14 protein-coding genes are annotated in these 15,873 nt (G+C 60.8%); 8 read left to right on the top strand and 6 right to left on the bottom strand.

Annotated elements, in window-relative coordinates; genetic code table 11:
• Nucleotides 1–77 precede the first annotated feature (77 nt).
• From IF654_RS12245 to IF654_RS12265, 5 genes are all read left to right on the top strand, one after another.
• Nucleotides 78–1,103 carry a LacI family DNA-binding transcriptional regulator gene (locus IF654_RS12245; RefSeq protein WP_047274492.1) on the top strand — a complete coding sequence of 342 codons (1,026 nt, stop codon included), beginning with the start codon at nucleotides 78–80 and terminating at the stop codon, nucleotides 1,101–1,103.
• A gap of 75 nt (nucleotides 1,104–1,178) precedes the next feature.
• A complete protein-coding gene (locus IF654_RS12250) occupies nucleotides 1,179–1,961 on the top strand; it encodes a sugar phosphate isomerase/epimerase family protein (RefSeq protein ID WP_047280713.1) in 783 nt (260 codons plus the stop codon).
• On the top strand, nucleotides 1,954–2,913 hold the full coding sequence (locus IF654_RS12255; RefSeq protein ID WP_083333607.1) for a sugar kinase: 960 nt from the start codon (nucleotides 1,954–1,956) through the stop codon (nucleotides 2,911–2,913). The genes IF654_RS12250 and IF654_RS12255 overlap by 8 nt, the downstream gene beginning before the upstream one ends.
• Before the next feature lie 54 nt (nucleotides 2,914–2,967).
• Nucleotides 2,968–4,263 (top strand): MFS transporter, encoded by a 1,296-nt coding sequence (locus IF654_RS12260; RefSeq protein ID WP_047276679.1) that lies wholly within the window; start codon nucleotides 2,968–2,970, stop codon nucleotides 4,261–4,263.
• Between the two features lie 20 nt (nucleotides 4,264–4,283).
• Nucleotides 4,284–5,267: an NAD(P)-dependent oxidoreductase gene (locus tag IF654_RS12265; protein ID WP_194862408.1), complete on the top strand. Its 984-nt coding sequence runs from the start codon at nucleotides 4,284–4,286 to the stop codon at nucleotides 5,265–5,267.
• On the opposite strand, the gene IF654_RS12270 is transcribed toward IF654_RS12265, so the two are convergent.
• From IF654_RS12270 to IF654_RS12285, 4 genes are read right to left on the bottom strand one after another with little or no spacing between them, the layout of a single operon-like run.
• Nucleotides 5,268–6,347 carry a polyamine ABC transporter substrate-binding protein gene (locus IF654_RS12270; RefSeq protein ID WP_047293430.1) on the bottom strand — a complete coding sequence of 360 codons (1,080 nt, stop codon included), beginning with the start codon at nucleotides 6,345–6,347 and terminating at the stop codon, nucleotides 5,268–5,270.
• 54 nt (nucleotides 6,348–6,401) lie between these two features.
• Nucleotides 6,402–6,743 (bottom strand): cupin domain-containing protein, encoded by a 342-nt coding sequence (locus IF654_RS12275; protein ID WP_047280715.1) that lies wholly within the window; start codon nucleotides 6,741–6,743, stop codon nucleotides 6,402–6,404.
• A gap of 30 nt (nucleotides 6,744–6,773) precedes the next feature.
• Nucleotides 6,774–8,180: an NAD(P)/FAD-dependent oxidoreductase gene (locus tag IF654_RS12280; RefSeq protein WP_083333605.1), complete on the bottom strand. Its 1,407-nt coding sequence runs from the start codon at nucleotides 8,178–8,180 to the stop codon at nucleotides 6,774–6,776.
• A 49-nt stretch (nucleotides 8,181–8,229) separates the two neighbouring features.
• Complete coding sequence (locus IF654_RS12285) at nucleotides 8,230–9,048, bottom strand: helix-turn-helix domain-containing protein (protein ID WP_194862407.1); 819 nt, start codon at nucleotides 9,046–9,048, stop codon at nucleotides 8,230–8,232.
• A 258-nt stretch (nucleotides 9,049–9,306) separates the two neighbouring features.
• Here IF654_RS12285 and IF654_RS12290 point away from each other — a divergent pair, with 258 nt between their 5' ends.
• Nucleotides 9,307–9,585, top strand: a complete 279-nt coding sequence (locus IF654_RS12290; RefSeq protein WP_047274476.1) for a DUF1652 domain-containing protein — start codon at nucleotides 9,307–9,309, stop codon at nucleotides 9,583–9,585.
• 227 nt (nucleotides 9,586–9,812) lie between these two features.
• Complete coding sequence (locus tag IF654_RS12295) at nucleotides 9,813–11,996, top strand: TonB-dependent receptor (RefSeq protein ID WP_371316645.1); 2,184 nt, start codon at nucleotides 9,813–9,815, stop codon at nucleotides 11,994–11,996.
• 48 nt (nucleotides 11,997–12,044) lie between these two features.
• On the opposite strand, the gene pssA is transcribed toward IF654_RS12295, so the two are convergent.
• Both pssA and IF654_RS12305 read right to left on the bottom strand, forming a co-directional pair.
• Nucleotides 12,045–13,388 carry a CDP-diacylglycerol--serine O-phosphatidyltransferase gene (gene pssA, locus IF654_RS12300; protein ID WP_047274472.1) on the bottom strand — a complete coding sequence of 448 codons (1,344 nt, stop codon included), beginning with the start codon at nucleotides 13,386–13,388 and terminating at the stop codon, nucleotides 12,045–12,047.
• Between the two features lie 85 nt (nucleotides 13,389–13,473).
• Nucleotides 13,474–14,610 carry a glycerate kinase gene (locus tag IF654_RS12305; RefSeq protein WP_047282644.1) on the bottom strand — a complete coding sequence of 379 codons (1,137 nt, stop codon included), beginning with the start codon at nucleotides 14,608–14,610 and terminating at the stop codon, nucleotides 13,474–13,476.
• A 196-nt stretch (nucleotides 14,611–14,806) separates the two neighbouring features.
• Between IF654_RS12305 and IF654_RS12310 the strand changes: the two genes are divergently transcribed.
• Entirely contained in the window at nucleotides 14,807–15,862 is a 1,056-nt protein-coding gene (locus IF654_RS12310; protein ID WP_194862406.1) for a tetratricopeptide repeat protein, read from the top strand.
• Nucleotides 15,863–15,873 lie beyond the last annotated feature (11 nt).

Consider the following 15,873-nt stretch of genomic DNA (forward strand, 5'->3'; position numbering starts at 1 on the left):
ATTTGAGTTTTCCTGAAACCGGTTTCAGACCCTGTGCCGAGACCGCCTGCGATAACAACCCATAAAAGGTTCAGGCCGTGAACAGTTTTTCAGCCGCTCAACGCTCCCGCGTCACCATGCACGATGTTGCCCTGCACGCCGGGGTGTCCAAGGCCAGTGTTTCGCGCTTTATCGGCGAGGACCGGGCGTTGCTCTCCGAAGCCACCGCGCAACGCATCGAGCGTTCAATCGAGGCGCTGGGCTACCGCCCCAATCAAATGGCGCGCGGTCTGAAGCGCGGGCGTACACGCCTGATCGGCATGTTGGTCGCAGACATTCGTAATCCCTATTCCATCGCCGTCATGCATGGCGTCGAAACCGCCTGCCGGGAGCACGGCTACAACCTGGTGGTGTGCAACACCGACCGCAGTGATGAGCAGGAAAGCCAGCACCTGGCTGCGCTGCGGGCCTACAACATCGAAGGGCTGATTCTTAACACCCTGGGCCATCAACCTGATGTCCTGCAGGCGCTGCATCAAGAAATGCCCATCGTATTGATCGACCGTAACGTTGAGCAGTTGTATGCGGATCTGGTAGGGCTGGATAACGCCGGGGCGGTGCGCACCGCGCTGCAACACCTGCAAGCACAGGGTTTTCGCGACCTGCTGATGGTCAGCGAACCCGCTGATGGCACCAGCTCGCGCCTGGAGCGCATCGCCAGTTTTAACGCGCAACTCAACGACTGCCCTTCACTGCAAGGCACGGTAATTGAAACCGGCCCTGAACTGCGGTCTCGCATCCAACAGTTTCTGGACACCCCCGGCACCGGCCCCAAGGCGCTGTTCTGCGCCAACGGCGTGGCCGCGCTGGCCGCCACTCAGGTGCTGCGCGACCTGAACCGCCACCTGTTTGAAGACATCGGCCTGATTGCGCTGGATGACCTTGACTGGTTCCCGCTGGTGGGCTCGGGGATTACCGCCCTGGCGCAACCGACCCAAGCCATCGGCGCCAGCGCCTTCGAATGTCTGCTCAAGCGCTTGCGCGGCGATACCGCAGCACCTCAAGCCCTGGATTTTCCTGCGCAACTGATCGTGCGCGGCTCGACCCAACGCCCCCACTCCTGACAGCGCTGCCATGACGCAACCCGCCTGGCAGTCCTTGACGCATAAAAATGAAACCGGTTTCAGAGATTAATAACAATGACTACATTCCCCGTTTCCATCAGTTTGTCGAGCTACGGAGCCGATCTGGTTCGCCAACGCGGCCAAGGCAGTTTTATTGAATTACTGGCCAATGCCGGTGCCCGGCGCATCGAACTGCGTGAAGAGCTGCTGACGGACGAAGACCCGTCGTCCTTCGCTGAAGCAGTGGCCGCTCAAGGGCTGGAGTGTGTGTATTCATCGCCTCTGGAACTGTGGCAAGCGGGACAAACACGGCCCAATCCTCAGCTGCTGGCGACCCTGCACAAGGCCCATGCTTTTGGTGCGGCCTGGCTCAAGGTGTCGCTTGGCTACTACACCGAGCAGTGCGATTTACACACCCTGGCCGCCTGCCTCAAGCAACAACCGGTCAACCTGCTGGTGGAAAATGACCAGACCTCCCAGGGCGGACGCATCGAACCCCTGCAACGGTTCTTCGATGCAGTGGATCAACGGCAAGCCCCCATCAGCATGACCTTCGACATCGGCAACTGGCAGTGGCAAGACCAATCCGCCAGCACCGCCGCCCGCTTGCTGGGCCGTCATGTCACCTACTTGCACTGCAAAGGTGTCGCCCGGCGCCCGGATGGCAAATTGATTGCGACGCCGCCAACGGCCACCGACCTGCAGATGTGGGAGCAGTTTCTGCCGCACATGCGGCCCGGTCTGACCCGCGCGGTGGAATACCCCCTGCAAGGCAATGACCTGCAATGGCTGACAAAAGTGCATGTCGACACCCTGGCGACGCTCGGCGCAGCGCAACGGGAGTTGAGCCATGTCTAAGGTCGATGTGTTGTCGTTTGGCGAAACCATGGCCATGTGGGTGGCCGAACAGACCGGCGATCTGGCGCAGGTCGAGCGCTTTCACAAGCGCATTGCCGGGGCCGACAGTAACGTCGCCATCGGGCTGGCGCGGCTGGGCTTCAATGTCGCGTGGCTCAGCCGTGTGGGCGCTGACTCCCTTGGGCGGTTTGTGCGCGCCACGTTGCAAGCCGAAGGCCTCAATTGCCAGCACCTTGAAACCGACCCGCAGCACCCCACGGGCTTCCAGTTGAAGTCCCGGGTGGACGATGGCAGTGACCCGCAAGTGGAATACTTTCGCCGCGGTTCGGCGGCCAGTCACTTGAACCGCAGCGCCATCACCCCGCAATTGCTCGGCGCTGGCCACTTGCATGCCACGGGCATTCCCCCTGCGCTGTCGGCCAGTTGCCGCGAATTGTCTTTCGAGCTCATGCAAGGCATGCGCGCAGCCGGGCGCACGGTGTCGTTCGACCCCAACCTGCGCCCGTCTCTGTGGGCCAGCGAACAGCAGATGATCCGCGACATCAACGCCCTCGCCGCCCACGCCGATTGGGTATTGCCGGGCCTGAGCGAAGGCCGCTTGCTGACCGGGCGCGATGACCCGGCAGACATTGCCCGCTTCTATCTGGATCAGGGCGCAGAAGCGGTCATCATCAAACTGGGCCCAAAAGGGGCTTATTACCGCACCACCGACACTGAGGGCTTCGTGCCAGCGGTGCCTGTGGAGGTGGTGATTGATACCGTTGGCGCCGGCGACGGCTTTGCGGTGGGCGTGATCAGTGCCCTGCTGGAAAACCTTGGCTTCGAACAGGCAGTGCAGCGCGGCAACTGGATTGGCAGCCGCGCCGTGCAAAGCCGTGGCGACATGGAAGGACTGCCGACCCGCGCCGAGCTGGAGGGGCGCGACCTCACTGCAACCGCTTTACCTGCGTAACGTGCTGCACCCGTGACCTGCTGCGACAAAAACAACAAGCTCAGGAGCTACGCCATGCAATCGCTAAAACTCGCTGCCCGCCGGTGGTGGTACATCATGCCGATCGTATTCATCACCTATAGCCTGGCCTATCTGGACCGGGCCAATTACGGCTTTGCCGCCGCCTCCGGGATGGCCGAAGACCTGCACATCACTCCCGGCCTGTCGTCGTTGCTGGGGGCGCTGTTTTTCCTCGGTTACTTCTTTTTTCAGGTGCCGGGGGCCATTTATGCGCAGAAGAACAGCGTCAAGAAGTTGATTTTTGTCAGCCTGATTCTCTGGGGCGGTCTGGCCACGCTCACGGGTGTGGTGTCCAACGCCTACAGCCTGATCGCCATTCGCTTCATGCTCGGCGTGGTGGAAGCCGCCGTCATGCCCGCCATGCTGGTCTACCTGTGCCATTGGTTCACCCGCGCCGAACGCTCGCGGGCCAATACCTTCCTGATCCTCGGCAACCCGGTGACCATGCTCTGGATGTCCGTGGTCTCGGGCTACCTGGTGCAGCATTACAGCTGGCGCTGGATGTTCATCGTCGAAGGGCTGCCCGCAGTGATCTGGGCGTTCATCTGGTGGCGACTGGCCGATGACCGCCCTGCCGAAGCCACGTGGCTCAGCACCCAGGAAAAACAGGACCTGCAAAGCGCGCTTGATGCCGAGCAAGTCGGCATGGCCCCGGTCAAGAACTACGCTGCGGCGTTCCGCTCCCCCAAAGTCATCCTGCTGGCCTTGCAGTTCTTCTGCTGGAGCATCGGCGTCTACGGGTTTGTCCTGTGGCTGCCGTCGATTCTCAAACAAGGCGCGCACATGGACATGATCGAGGCCGGCTGGCTGTCGGCCCTGCCGTACCTGGCCGCCGTCATCGCCATGCTCGGCGTGTCGTGGGGCTCGGACAAACTGCAAAAGCGTAAGCGTTTCGTCTGGCCGCCGCTGCTGATTGCCTCGGTTGCGTTCTACGGTTCCTACGCATTGGGTGCAGAGCACTTCTGGTTGTCCTACACGTTGCTGGTGATTGCCGGGGCCTGCATGTACGCACCGTATGGCCCGTTCTTCGCGATCATCCCGGAAATCCTGCCGTCCAACGTGGCAGGCGGGGCCATGGCGTTGATCAACAGCATGGGCGCGCTTGGGTCATTTTCCGGCTCCTATCTGGTGGGCTACCTGAACAGCGAAACCGGCTCGCCGGGGGCGTCCTACCTGTTGATGAGCGGTGCGTTGCTGATCTCGGTATTGCTCACGGTCATGCTCAAACCCGCGTCCAAAGACCCGGCCGCGTCGACAGTCAGCGCCACGGCGCGTCTGGCTCACTCTTGAATTGAAGGTTGGTGATTGCGTTGAAAAAACATGTCGTGCTTTACAAAACACTCTCCGCGTCCTTGATGCAGCGCTTGCAAGAACGCGCCGACGTCACGCTGATCGAGCGGCTGGATGCCCAAGGGCTGGACCAATTGCGTGCGGCGTTGCCCCAGGCGCAGGGCTTATTGGGGGCCAGCCTGAAACTGGACGCGCAGTGGCTGGATCTGGCGCCCAAGCTCGAAGCCATTGCCAGCGTGTCCGTGGGCATCGATAACTACGACCTGGACTACCTCACTGCGCGCCACATTCTTTTGACCAACACCCCGGACGTGCTGACCGAAACCACGGCCGATACCGGGTTTGCCTTGATATTGGCCAGCGCCCGCCGCGTGGTGGAGCTGGCGATTCGCGTGCGCAACGGGCAATGGCAAAAAAACATCGGGCCGGAACATTTCGGCACCGACGTGCATGGCAAAACCTTGGGCATCATTGGCATGGGCCGCATTGGCGAGGCGTTGGCGCAACGGGGACACTTTGGCTTCGGCATGCCGGTGATCTATCACAGTCATTCGCCAAAACCGGCGGTCGAAGCCCGATTTGGCGCCCGCTACCGCAGCCTCAGGGCGTTGCTGCAAGAGGCGGACTTCATTTGCCTGACACTGCCATTGACCGCCGAAACCCAAGGCCTGATCGGTGCAGAGCAATTCGCATTGATGCGTACCGACAGTATTTTCATCAACATTTCACGGGGCAAAGTGGTCGATGAGGCCGCGCTGATCCACGCCTTGCAGCAGGGGCAGATTCGCGGCGCGGGGCTGGATGTGTTTGAACGCGAACCGCTGGACCCGGCCTCGCCCTTACTGACGCTGGATAACGTGGTGGCCACCCCGCATATCGGCTCGGCCACCATAGAAACCCGTGAAGCCATGGCCCGCTGCGCCGTGGACAACCTGCTGGCCGCTCTGGACGGGCAGCGCCCGCCCAATCTGGTCAACCCAAGCGCATTTAACCAGGGCCGCTGATCATTCCCCGGCCTTGATTCGGGTCCACAGGCGCGTGCGCACACGGTCGATGTTGAGCGGCATGGCTTGCAGGGCGAACAGCGTCTGCAGCATTTGCGGTGTCGGGTAGACCTTGGTGTCTGCCTTTATTTCGGGGTTGACCAGCGCATCGGCCTGCGCGTTGCCGTTGGCGTAGTGCACGTAGTTGCTGATCCCTGCCATCACGTCCGCGCGCAGCAGGTAATTCATGAAGCGGTAGGCGGCTTTTTCATCTGGCGCATCGGCGGGCATGGCCACCATGTCAAACCAGATGGCGGCGCCTTCTTTAGGGATCGAATAGCCGATATCAATGCCATTCCCGGCTTCTTTGGCACGGGTTTCGGCTTGCAGGATGTCCCCGGAAAACCCCACGGCGACGCAAATATTGCCGTTAGCCAGATCGCTGGTGTACTTCGAGGAGTGAAAGTAACTGATATAAGGACGCACCTTCATCAGCATGGCTTCGGCCTTTTTATAGTCTTCGGGGCTTTTGCTGTGGTGGGGCAGCCCCAGGTAGTTGAGCGCAGCCGGCAAGACTTCAGGGCCATTGTCGAGAATCGCCACCCCGCACTTGCTGAGTTTCTCCATATTTTCGGGCTTGAAAATCAAGTCCCAGGAGTCCACAGGCGCGTTCTCGCCCAACACGGCCTTGACCTTGGCGACGTTGTAGCCAATCCCGGTGCTGCCCCATAAGTAAGGGAAACCGTGCTCATTGCCGGGGTCATTGACTTGCAAGGCCTTGAGCAACGCCGGGTTGAGGTTCTTCCAGTTCGGCAATTGGTCCTTGTCGAGTTTTTTCAGCGCCCCGCCCTGTATCTGCCGCGCCATGAAATGGTTGGACGGAAACACCACGTCATAACCGGATTGGCCGGTCATCAATTTGCCATCCAATGTTTCATTGCTGTCGTACACGTCGTAGCTGAACGCAATGCCCGTGTCACGCGTGAAGTTTTTCAGCGTGTCGGGGGCGATGTAGTCGGACCAGTTGTAAATTTTCACGGTCTCGGCCGCCTGGCACAACGTGCCAGCCAGCATCAGGGGCAACAGGGCGATGCGGATCATGATTCGATTCCTTGCGTATTGTGTGTCGCTGTTTTTATGGGCAGGGTTCGGTGATCAAAGGATCAAAACATAGGTCTTGCGCACGGCTTGCTGGATGTCCCAGACCCCGGTGCTGTTGGCCGGCAACATCAGTGCATCGCCCGCTTCTATGTGAAGGGTTTCCCCGTCATCGGGGGTAAATGTGCAGCGCCCTTCAATGAAATGACAGAATTCTTGCGCCACGATCTGCCGCCGCCAGCGGCCCGGCGTGCACGCCCATATCCCGGTTTCAACGCCGTCAGTGCGCTCGACACAGGTCACTGAGGTCTCGGCCACCGGCGTGCCGAGGGGCACCGCCACGGGTGAGGAGGTTTGCAGCGCCACGTGGGCGGTGTTTTTGAAGTGAGTGATGCTCATGGAGCGTTCCTTGTGGGTGCCAAAGGGGGGTTACTGCATAAAACCTTCCATCACATTGGCCAGGCCACGGGCGAACCCCCGCCGCCAAGGGGCGACATGCGGGTTGGCCAGGGTCTGGTCTTCGTAGACAAAACTGCGGATAACGGCGTTGTAACCCAACCAGCGGCACGGCTCCGGCTCCCACGCTTTGAGCGCGTTGAGACCACCGGCGGTCAGCACCCAGGGCTGCTGCACCTCAAGGGTGTCGCGCTGCAAGATCAGGTCCGCGAGGGTGCGCCCGCCCAAATGGCTCGCGCCTACGCCCTCCCCGCCATAACCGCCGGACAAGGCAATACCGTGTGGCCGGTCACAGAGCATGTGCGGCTGAAAACGCCGCGCCATGCCCAGATTGCCGCCCCACACGTGGCTGATGTGCACATCCTTGAGCGCCGGAAAAAGCTCGGTGAAGAGGTAGCGGCGCACCTCGATTTCAGCCGGAGTCAGGTTGAAGTCGTGGCGCAAACGGCCCCCAAACTGATAGCCGCCACGCGCGCCAAACACCAGGCGGTTGTCGTGGGTACGCTGCCCGTACGTCACCTGGCGGCTGTTTTCGCTGAACGCCTGACCGGCCGACAGCCCGATTTCATCCCACACGGCTTCAGGCAGCGGCGCCGTGGCGACGATCAGGCTCTGTACCGGCAATTGATAACGCCCCAACGGCGCCAGGGTGTTGGCATAGCCTTCAACCGCGGGCACGACCCAGCGCGCCCTGACGTGTGCATGGGCGGTGCGCACATGGCCGGGTTGCCACGCCGTGACCGGGCTTTGCTCGAAGATCTTCACGCCCATGCGCTCAACCGCCCGGGCCAGCCCGCGTACCAGTTTGGCGGGCTGAATCGTGGCAACGTGCGGGGTGAAAATCGCACCGTACGGCGTGGCAATGCGCAGCTGCTGCGCCAGTTCAGCAGGCTCTAGCCAGCGGTAATCCGCGTCGTTGAGACCTTGAGCGTGAAGTGCCGTCAAATACTGACGCAGGGTGGAGGCCTGCTCGGGGTAGCGCGCGGCACAGAACAAGGCACCGCCTTTGCGGTAATCGCAGTCGATGCCTTCGCGATCAATGACCTGTTTGACTTCATCGGGAATGCCATGCAGCAAGCGGTAGGACTGACGCCTTTGCTCCACCGACAGACCGGCGAGCATGCGGTCCTCGCCCAGCAAGTTGCCCATCAGCCAACCACCATTGCGCCCGGATGCGCCAAAACCCGCCGTTTGCGCTTCGAGGATGGCAATGCTCAGTTCGGGCGCATGGCGCTTGAGGTAATAGGCGGTCCATAACCCGGTGTACCCCGCCCCTACAATCACCACGTCTACGTCCAGATCGTGCTCAAGCGATGGGCGCGCTGTGAGGTCGTCCGCGAGTTGGTCCATCCACAAGCTGATTGAGCGCCAGGCTGGCATTGCGGTCTCCACACTGTTTTCAGGAATGGAGCGATCCTAGCGCCTGTCCTCAAGGTACGTCTTGCGCGCGTGCCCGCAAAGAAATGTGCCGCGCATAAGCCTTGGGTGATTGCCCGGTGTGCCGACGAAAACAGCTGTAGAACGCCGACAGCGAGTTAAAGCCCGCGGCAAAGGCCACCTCGTCCACTTTAAGAGGCGACACGGCGGCGTCCATGGCGGCCAATACATGGCGCAGACGTGCCTGATTCACGTAGCGATAGAAGCTTTGTCCCAGCACTTGATTGAGCAAATACGACATCTGGTTACGCGTATAGCCACAGGCGTTGGCGACGTGTTGCAGGTCCAGCGCGGGGTCGAGGTAAGGTTTCTGGCGCTCGAAATAGGTTTGCAGGTCCCGGGCCATGAAGCTCAGCTGCCGGGCTGACAGGCCCAGGCGACTAACCGCAGGCCGTATAGGGGGTTGCCCGGCGGGGTTTTCAGGGGTTTCGTGCACCAGCGATGCGTATTCATTGACGTGCCAGATCAGACCGTCACGCACCGTGATGGCTTCGCTGGCCCTGAATGACACCAGCCCGTGGCTACCACGCAGGGTGATGCGGTACTGAATGAATGCCGTGTTGCCGTCCAGGCGAATGCGGTCACTGTGCTCCAGGGCCTCATCCGCTGCACGGGGCATGGACGCTTGAACGTAGTCACGCAATTGGGTAAAACCCATCACCCGATTCTGGAAGAAGTCGTGGTACACGACACCGGGGTGGTAAAGCGCCATCACCCCGTCAAGATCGCGGTGTTTCCAGCACAAGTGGTAACGCATGACCGTATCACCAGTGGCGCGGGTCTGCTCGGGGCCGTCTTCAGGGGCAAACATGGCAAGGCTCAGTGAAATAAAACACAGAGTGCCGAGATTATGAGCGCGCTTCAATGGTCAAGCACGGGTACACCCCGCACCGCTAAAACGCTTCAGTGCATGATTTGCATCAAAGCCCGGCGAATCAATGGGCCCGTTGGGCACAAAACCCTTATCGTGCCGGGAGCACAATGCTAGGTTTGAACACGAAACGCTCGCACATACACGCGGCCGGGGCGACCCGAGACCGCACACCCACTGAGCAAAAGGAAGCGCTCGATGAAACCGGTGAGCAATACCACGAAAGTGACATTTCCCAATGCCTGCCAATTAATGCGCTGGCATTTCCATCCGATGGGCTTCGAAGCCACCATGGACGCCCCGCGCAGCATGATTGCCCGGCTGTTTGACCGGGCCAGCGGCGAGACCGTGATCGCCATCGCCGGTATCCCGTGCGCCACCGTCATGACCACCACCGAAGTGGCGCGCATCATTCAGTCCGTGGAAGACGAGCTTGAGAGCTTTGTCCCGCCACAAGCATGGCAAGAACTGGCGTGAGCCAAACCGTTTGCTGAGATGCTTTGGCGAACGTCCCGGTTCGCTATGTAGCCTTTTACTGCCCTCTCTGTTCACGTGTGCCGACATCCCGTCGGCAGCTGTCATGCATGAAATATCTACGTGACGGTAGATTTAACTTCATGGCAACAACGAGAATCTATATCATTTACTTTTGTATCTGCAGGGAAGCTGATCGATCTTAATCACTTCATGCGGAAATCCCGATGCTGCGCACACCCTTTGCCCCCTTGCGACTCACGCCGATCGCTGCTGCCCTGATCGGCGCCATGAGCGCCCCGGCCGCCCTGGCTGAATCGCCCGTCAATACGCCCCTGACCCTCGACCCCACCGCGGTGTCCGCCGAAGCACCGCAGCACACTGCACTGCCCGCGGTGTACAGCGGCGGCCAGGTCGCACGCGGCGCAGAATTGGGTGTCTTGGGCAATCAGGACATCATGGATGTGCCGTTCACGATGTCGAGCTACACCTCCCAGCTGATCGAAGACCAGCAGGCTGAAAGTCTGGGGGATGTACTGCTCAACGATGCTTCGGTGCGTCAGTCGTTCGGGTACGGTAATGCCTCGCAGATTTTTGTGATTCGCGGCTTGCCCCTCACAACAGACGATGTCTCCTACAACGGGTTGTTCGGCGTCCTCCCTCGTCAGATGATTTCTTCTGACAGCCTTGAACGGGTTGAAGTTTTTAAAGGGCCAAACGCGTTTATTAATGGTGTCACCCCCACAGGGTCAGGGGTTGGCGGTGGCATCAACCTGCAACCCAAACGCGCTGAGGACACGCCGACACGCCGTTTCACCACCGATATATCCAACAACGGGCGCATCGGCGAGCATCTGGATCTGGGCCAGCGCTTTGGCGCTGAAAACCAGTTCGGGGTGCGCATGAACCTGGCACAACGCGAAGGCGACACCGCCATCGATAACGAAAACCAGCGCACCAAGCTGTTTGCCCTTGGCTTGGATTACCGTGGCGATCGGCTGCGGGTGTCTACCGACTTCGGTTATCAGAAGCAACGCATCAATGGCAATCGCAACACCGTGTATTTAGGGTCTGCGCTAACCGATATCCCCCATGCCCCCGATGCCGATCACAACTACAGCCAGAAATGGACGTCCACAGACCTGGAAGACACCTTCGGCATGGCCCGCGCCGAGTACGATCTCTCCGACCACTGGACCGCCTATGCCGCCGCTGGCGCCAAGCACACCCGCGAAGTCGGGGATTACTCCACGCCCACACTGGTCAACAGCGCTGGCGCAACCACAGCATCGAACATGTTTGTGGCCCACGACGAGGACAACCGCAGTGCCATGGCCGGGCTGCGAGGCATGTTCCAGACCGGCCCGGTGAGTCATCAGGTCAATCTGGGGGTGAGCGGGATCTGGACCCAACAGCGCTCGGCCTATGACTTGAGCGGCACGTTCAGCAATAACCTATATGACACCGTTGACGTACCCAAGCCCGCGCCAGGCAAGTACGTGGGTGGCGATATCAACGATCCGGGGATTGTCGGCAAAACCATTAACCGCAGCGTGGCGATTTCCGACACGTTGGGCTTTGTTGATGACCGTGTGTTGCTGACCTATGGCCTGCGCAAGCAGACGCTCAAAGTCGATGGCTGGAACTATCAGGGCAATCGTTCTGCCGCGTACGACGAATCCATCACCACGCCGGTATATGGCATTGTGCTCAAGCCCTGGGAAAACGTGTCCGTGTACGCCAACCGCATCGAAGGTTTGGCCCAAGGCCCGACAGCCCCCGCTTCCGCGGGCGGCATGCCAGTGACAAACGCCGGGGAAGTCTTTGCCCCGGCGCGCTCAAAGCAGGTCGAAGCGGGGATCAAATACGACAAAGGCACCTTCGGCGCCAGCCTGGGCGTGTACCGTATCGAAAAACCTTCCGATGGCTACACCAACGCCGATGGCACCTACGTACGCCAAGGCACCCAGCGCAACCGTGGCGTAGAACTGAACCTCTATGGCGAACCGATAGATGGCTTGCGTCTGCTGGCCGGCGCCACCCTGATGGACACGGCGCTCAAGGGCACTAAAAACGGCGCAAATGATGGCAACCGGGCCATCGGTGTGCCGAAGTTTCAATACAACCTGGGAGCAGACTGGGACGTGCCGGGTTTGCAAGGCGTGGCACTCAATGCCCGTATGCTACGCACCGGCGGCCAATACGCCAATGAGGCCAACACGCTCAGCATCCCTGCATGGAACCGCTTTGACCTCGGCGCCCGTTACAGCTTCGACGTGGAGCAGCGTGCCGTGACCCTGCGGGCCAATCTGGAAAATGTCGCCAATACCCGTTATTGGGCTTCCGCCAACGGTGGTTACCTGAGTCAAGGCGAGCCACGCTTGCTGAAAGTCTCGGCCACAGTGGACTTCTAAGCCGATAGGCGCACTGCAAGAATTGCACTTGCAGTGCGCAAGTGAGGGTCAGAGTATCCGGTACAGCAGGCGCTCGATCCGTACGCGGCTGACGCGGCGCAGGAACTTGGCGACGGCAGGCGGGTAATCGGTCAGGGTTTCGAGCTGCCTGAACGTCTCAATGCGCGTAGTGTGGGCAAAGATCGCGTCCAGTTCTTTGCGGCGCGGTTCCAGCAACTCGCGGCGCGGGTCATCGATCAGCAAGCCGTTTTCCAGGTCCAGCCTGAACGCGCGCGGGTTCAAGTTGTTGCCTGTCAGCAAGGTGTAACGATCGTCCACCCACATGCCCTTGAGGTGGTACGTGTTGTCGCCATCGCGCCACAGGTGCAGGTTCAGCAGGCCACTGTCGATCATCGCCTGGTGGCTCTTGGCAAAGCGGCGCAAGCTCAGTTCATACAAGTACGGCAACGCCGCAATCACCTTGAAGGGCTCGCTGGGCGGGATGTAAAAGTCGTTGGCCGTTTTGTCGCCCACCACGATGTCGATCCGCACCCCACGCTCCAGCGCGCGATTGATTTCGCGGGTCACGGGCAACGGCAAGTTGAAATACGGTGTGCAGATGGTCAGTTGCTGCTGGCTGCTGGCGATCAATTCGCAAATAACCCGGCTCAACGGGTTGTTTTTGCCCACACCCAACAATGGGCTGACCGACAGACCAAAGTGGCCGACCGTGCCTTGGCGGGTGTCGTAACTGGCTTTTTTCAGGCGACTGCGTAAATCCCCGATGGCCGACCTCAGGCTACGCGTGCTCGGTAGCGTCGGCAGGTCCAGACGGTGCACGGCCTTGGTCTGGATCAGGTCATGCTCGATGAAGTGCTGCATCGAATCGGCCAGCGGCTTGTTATTGAGCACGTGGTAGCGGTCGAACCGGTACTTGTCGAACTTGTGCAGGTACACATTGTTGAGACTGGCGCCGCTGTAGATCACGCAGTCATCAATGATGAAGCCCTTGAGGTGCAGCACGCCGAACAACTCGCGGGTTTGCACAGGCACACCGTAAATCGGCACGTGGGTGTCATGGGCTTGCGTCTGGGCCTGATACCAGGCGGCATTGCCCGGCTGCTTGCCCGCACCGATCAGTCCGCGCTGGGCACGCAGCCAATCCACCATGACCACGATTTCAAGCTCAGGTCGGGCCGCTTTCGCGGCGTGCAGGGCATCGAGGATTTCCTGACCGGCTTCATCCTGTTGCAGGTACAACGCCACCAGCGTGATGCGCTGCCGGGCATTGGCGATGTGCTCCAGCAGGCAACGCCGAAAATCGGCCGCACCGGGCAAGATGCTGAACGCGTCGGCGGACAACGGAAAGCTGCGCAACTTGGGCAGCAGAGAGCGTTTGAAGAGCGACGGCATAGGGCTCGCTAAGGTCGAATGCAAATAACCGCGAAGCTTACACGATTCTGTGTTTCAAGCAGTAACCTCGCTTCGACCCCACGCCTTATTGGCGACCCAGGCTCCACAGTCGCGCAATGTCCCGCGCCCGATCGGTCAGTAACTGCGACGCATGGGCGCAGGCGTAGTCCAGCGTCATCGGGCCACTGGCCACGGCAAACGCGGCATGGATGCCGTGCTCGTACAACGCTTGATACCCCTCCCCCAAGGTGCCGGCCAACACCACCACCGGTACGCCATTGCTGCGGGCGATGCGCGCCACCCCGAACGGCGTTTTACCGCGCAGGGTCTGCGCGTCAAAACGGCCTTCGCCAGTGATCACCAGCGCAGCGCCTTGCACGGCCTCGTTGAGGTTGACCAGCTCGGCCACCACGTCCACCCCGGCCCGAAACTGCGCGCCGAAAAACGCTTTGGCAGCAAACCCCAGACCGCCCGCAGCCCCTGAACCCGGCTCGTCACGCACGTCCTTGGGCAACACCTTGGCGCAGTGATCGGCAAAATGCCCCAACGCGTGGTCCAATTGCTGCACCTGTGCCGGTGAGGCACCTTTTTGCGGACCGAAAATAGCCGAAGCCCCCTGTTCGCCACACAGCGGATTGTTGACGTCTGCGGCGATTTCAAAGCGCACATCGACCAGGCGCGGGTCCAGCCCTTGCAGGTCAATGCGCGCCAGCTGTGCCAGCGCCAGACCGCCACGCGGCAGCGCGCGGTCCTGCGCATCAAACAGCCCCAGCCCCAGCGCCTGCAAGGCACCTGCCCCGGCATCATTGGTGGCACTGCCGCCAATGGCCAGGATGATGCGTTGGGCGCCCGCCTCCAGCGCGGCCTTGATCAGCTCACCGGTGCCATAGGTGCTGCTGACACACGCATCGCGCTGCTCAAGGGCCACCAATTGCAAACCGCTGGCCTCCGCCATTTCGATGATCGCGGTGCGGGTTTCCGGCAACCAGCCCCAGTTGGCGTAAACCGGCTCACCCAACGGCCCTTGCACCTGTTCACGGCGCAGTTGGCCATTACCGGCCGCCACGATGGCGTCAACCGTGCCTTCGCCTCCATCGGCCATGGGGCATTTAATCAACTGCGCATGGGGCAACACGTCGGCCAGACCGGCCGCAATGGCATCAGCGACTTTTTCCGCACTCAGGCTGTCTTTGAACGAGTCAGGGGCAATGACGATTTTCATCAGACGAATCTCCAGTTCTTATGCCATTCATGCTGCCAGTATCGGCGCGCAAACACGCCAGGCCGCTGCACAAGGGATTACGACCTTTGTTGTACATTTTCACAAGCCTGGCGTCTGCAGCCGGACAAGGGTTTGACTCGCACGCCGCACTGGCCGAAGCTGGCGCTCATTACGCACGCCTGCTTCTGGAATTTGCATGCTAAAGCCCCATCGCTACCTGTTGCTCAGCCTGGCGTCCGCCGTCGTTGCCACCTGCCTGTGGTTCTGGATGCGCCCTGCGGCCACCGTCCCCCCGACCAACCTCAATCACAGTTACGCTCAGGCCCTGGAGCAAGCACACAATGGTCAGCCCGGCGCTGCCCGTGTGCTGTACCAACAATTGGCCCGCACGGACTTGTCCGACATCCGCCGCGCCAGCCTGCACGCCGAACTGCCCAACTACCCCAGCCCGCACGCCCTGAAACTGGCCGATGCCGACTTGCATCACCCGTCTGCGCTGGTACGCGAAGCCGCCATCCAGAGCATTGTCGGGCTGGTGCCGGGGGCGCAACGCACGTTGCTGCTCGGCCCGATCCTTGACGACCCGGAGCAAAGCGTGCGGTTTGCCGCAGCCAACGCCTTGCTGGGTTTGTCACCCGATGAACAAGGGTTGTACTTCGGCCTGCTGCAGCACGTGATTGACGAATATGAGCGAGCGCTCAAGACCCAGCCCGACAGCGCCCAGGCCCAGGGCCAGCTCGCACGCTTGTACCTGCACGAAGGTCAGTTGGACGAGGCGCAAGCGGCGCTGGAAAAAGTCACCCACCTTGAGCCGGACAACCTCAAGGCCGTAGTCGCACGCGTGGAGCTGCTCGACAAACGCGGCCAAAGCGACCGCGCCCGCGAGTTACTGGCGCAGCAGTTGGAGGCGCACCCCGATTCGGCCTACTTGCAGCATGCATTGGGCATCTGGCTGCACAATCACGGGCAAACCGAATATGCCCTGCTCGGGCTGGCCAAGGCCGTCGAGCTGGAACCTGACAACAGCGACTATCGCTACACGCTGGCCATCGCCCTGCACGACTTAAACCAGCTAGAGGCGGCGCAGCGCCAGCTTGAAGAATTGCTGCAACGCCAACCCGCCAATCGCAAGGCTCGGGTGCTGTTAATCCGGTACTGGAAAGAGTCGGGGCAATTGCAAAACGTGCAGGTGCTGCTGGCCCAACTGGAACAACAAAACCCCGACGACCCCGCGCTGCAGCAAGGGCTATAGGCTCTTTTTTG

The sequence above is a fragment of the Pseudomonas lundensis genome (genome assembly GCF_015377145.2).
Taxonomy (GTDB): Bacteria; Pseudomonadota; Gammaproteobacteria; order Pseudomonadales; family Pseudomonadaceae; genus Aquipseudomonas; species Aquipseudomonas lundensis.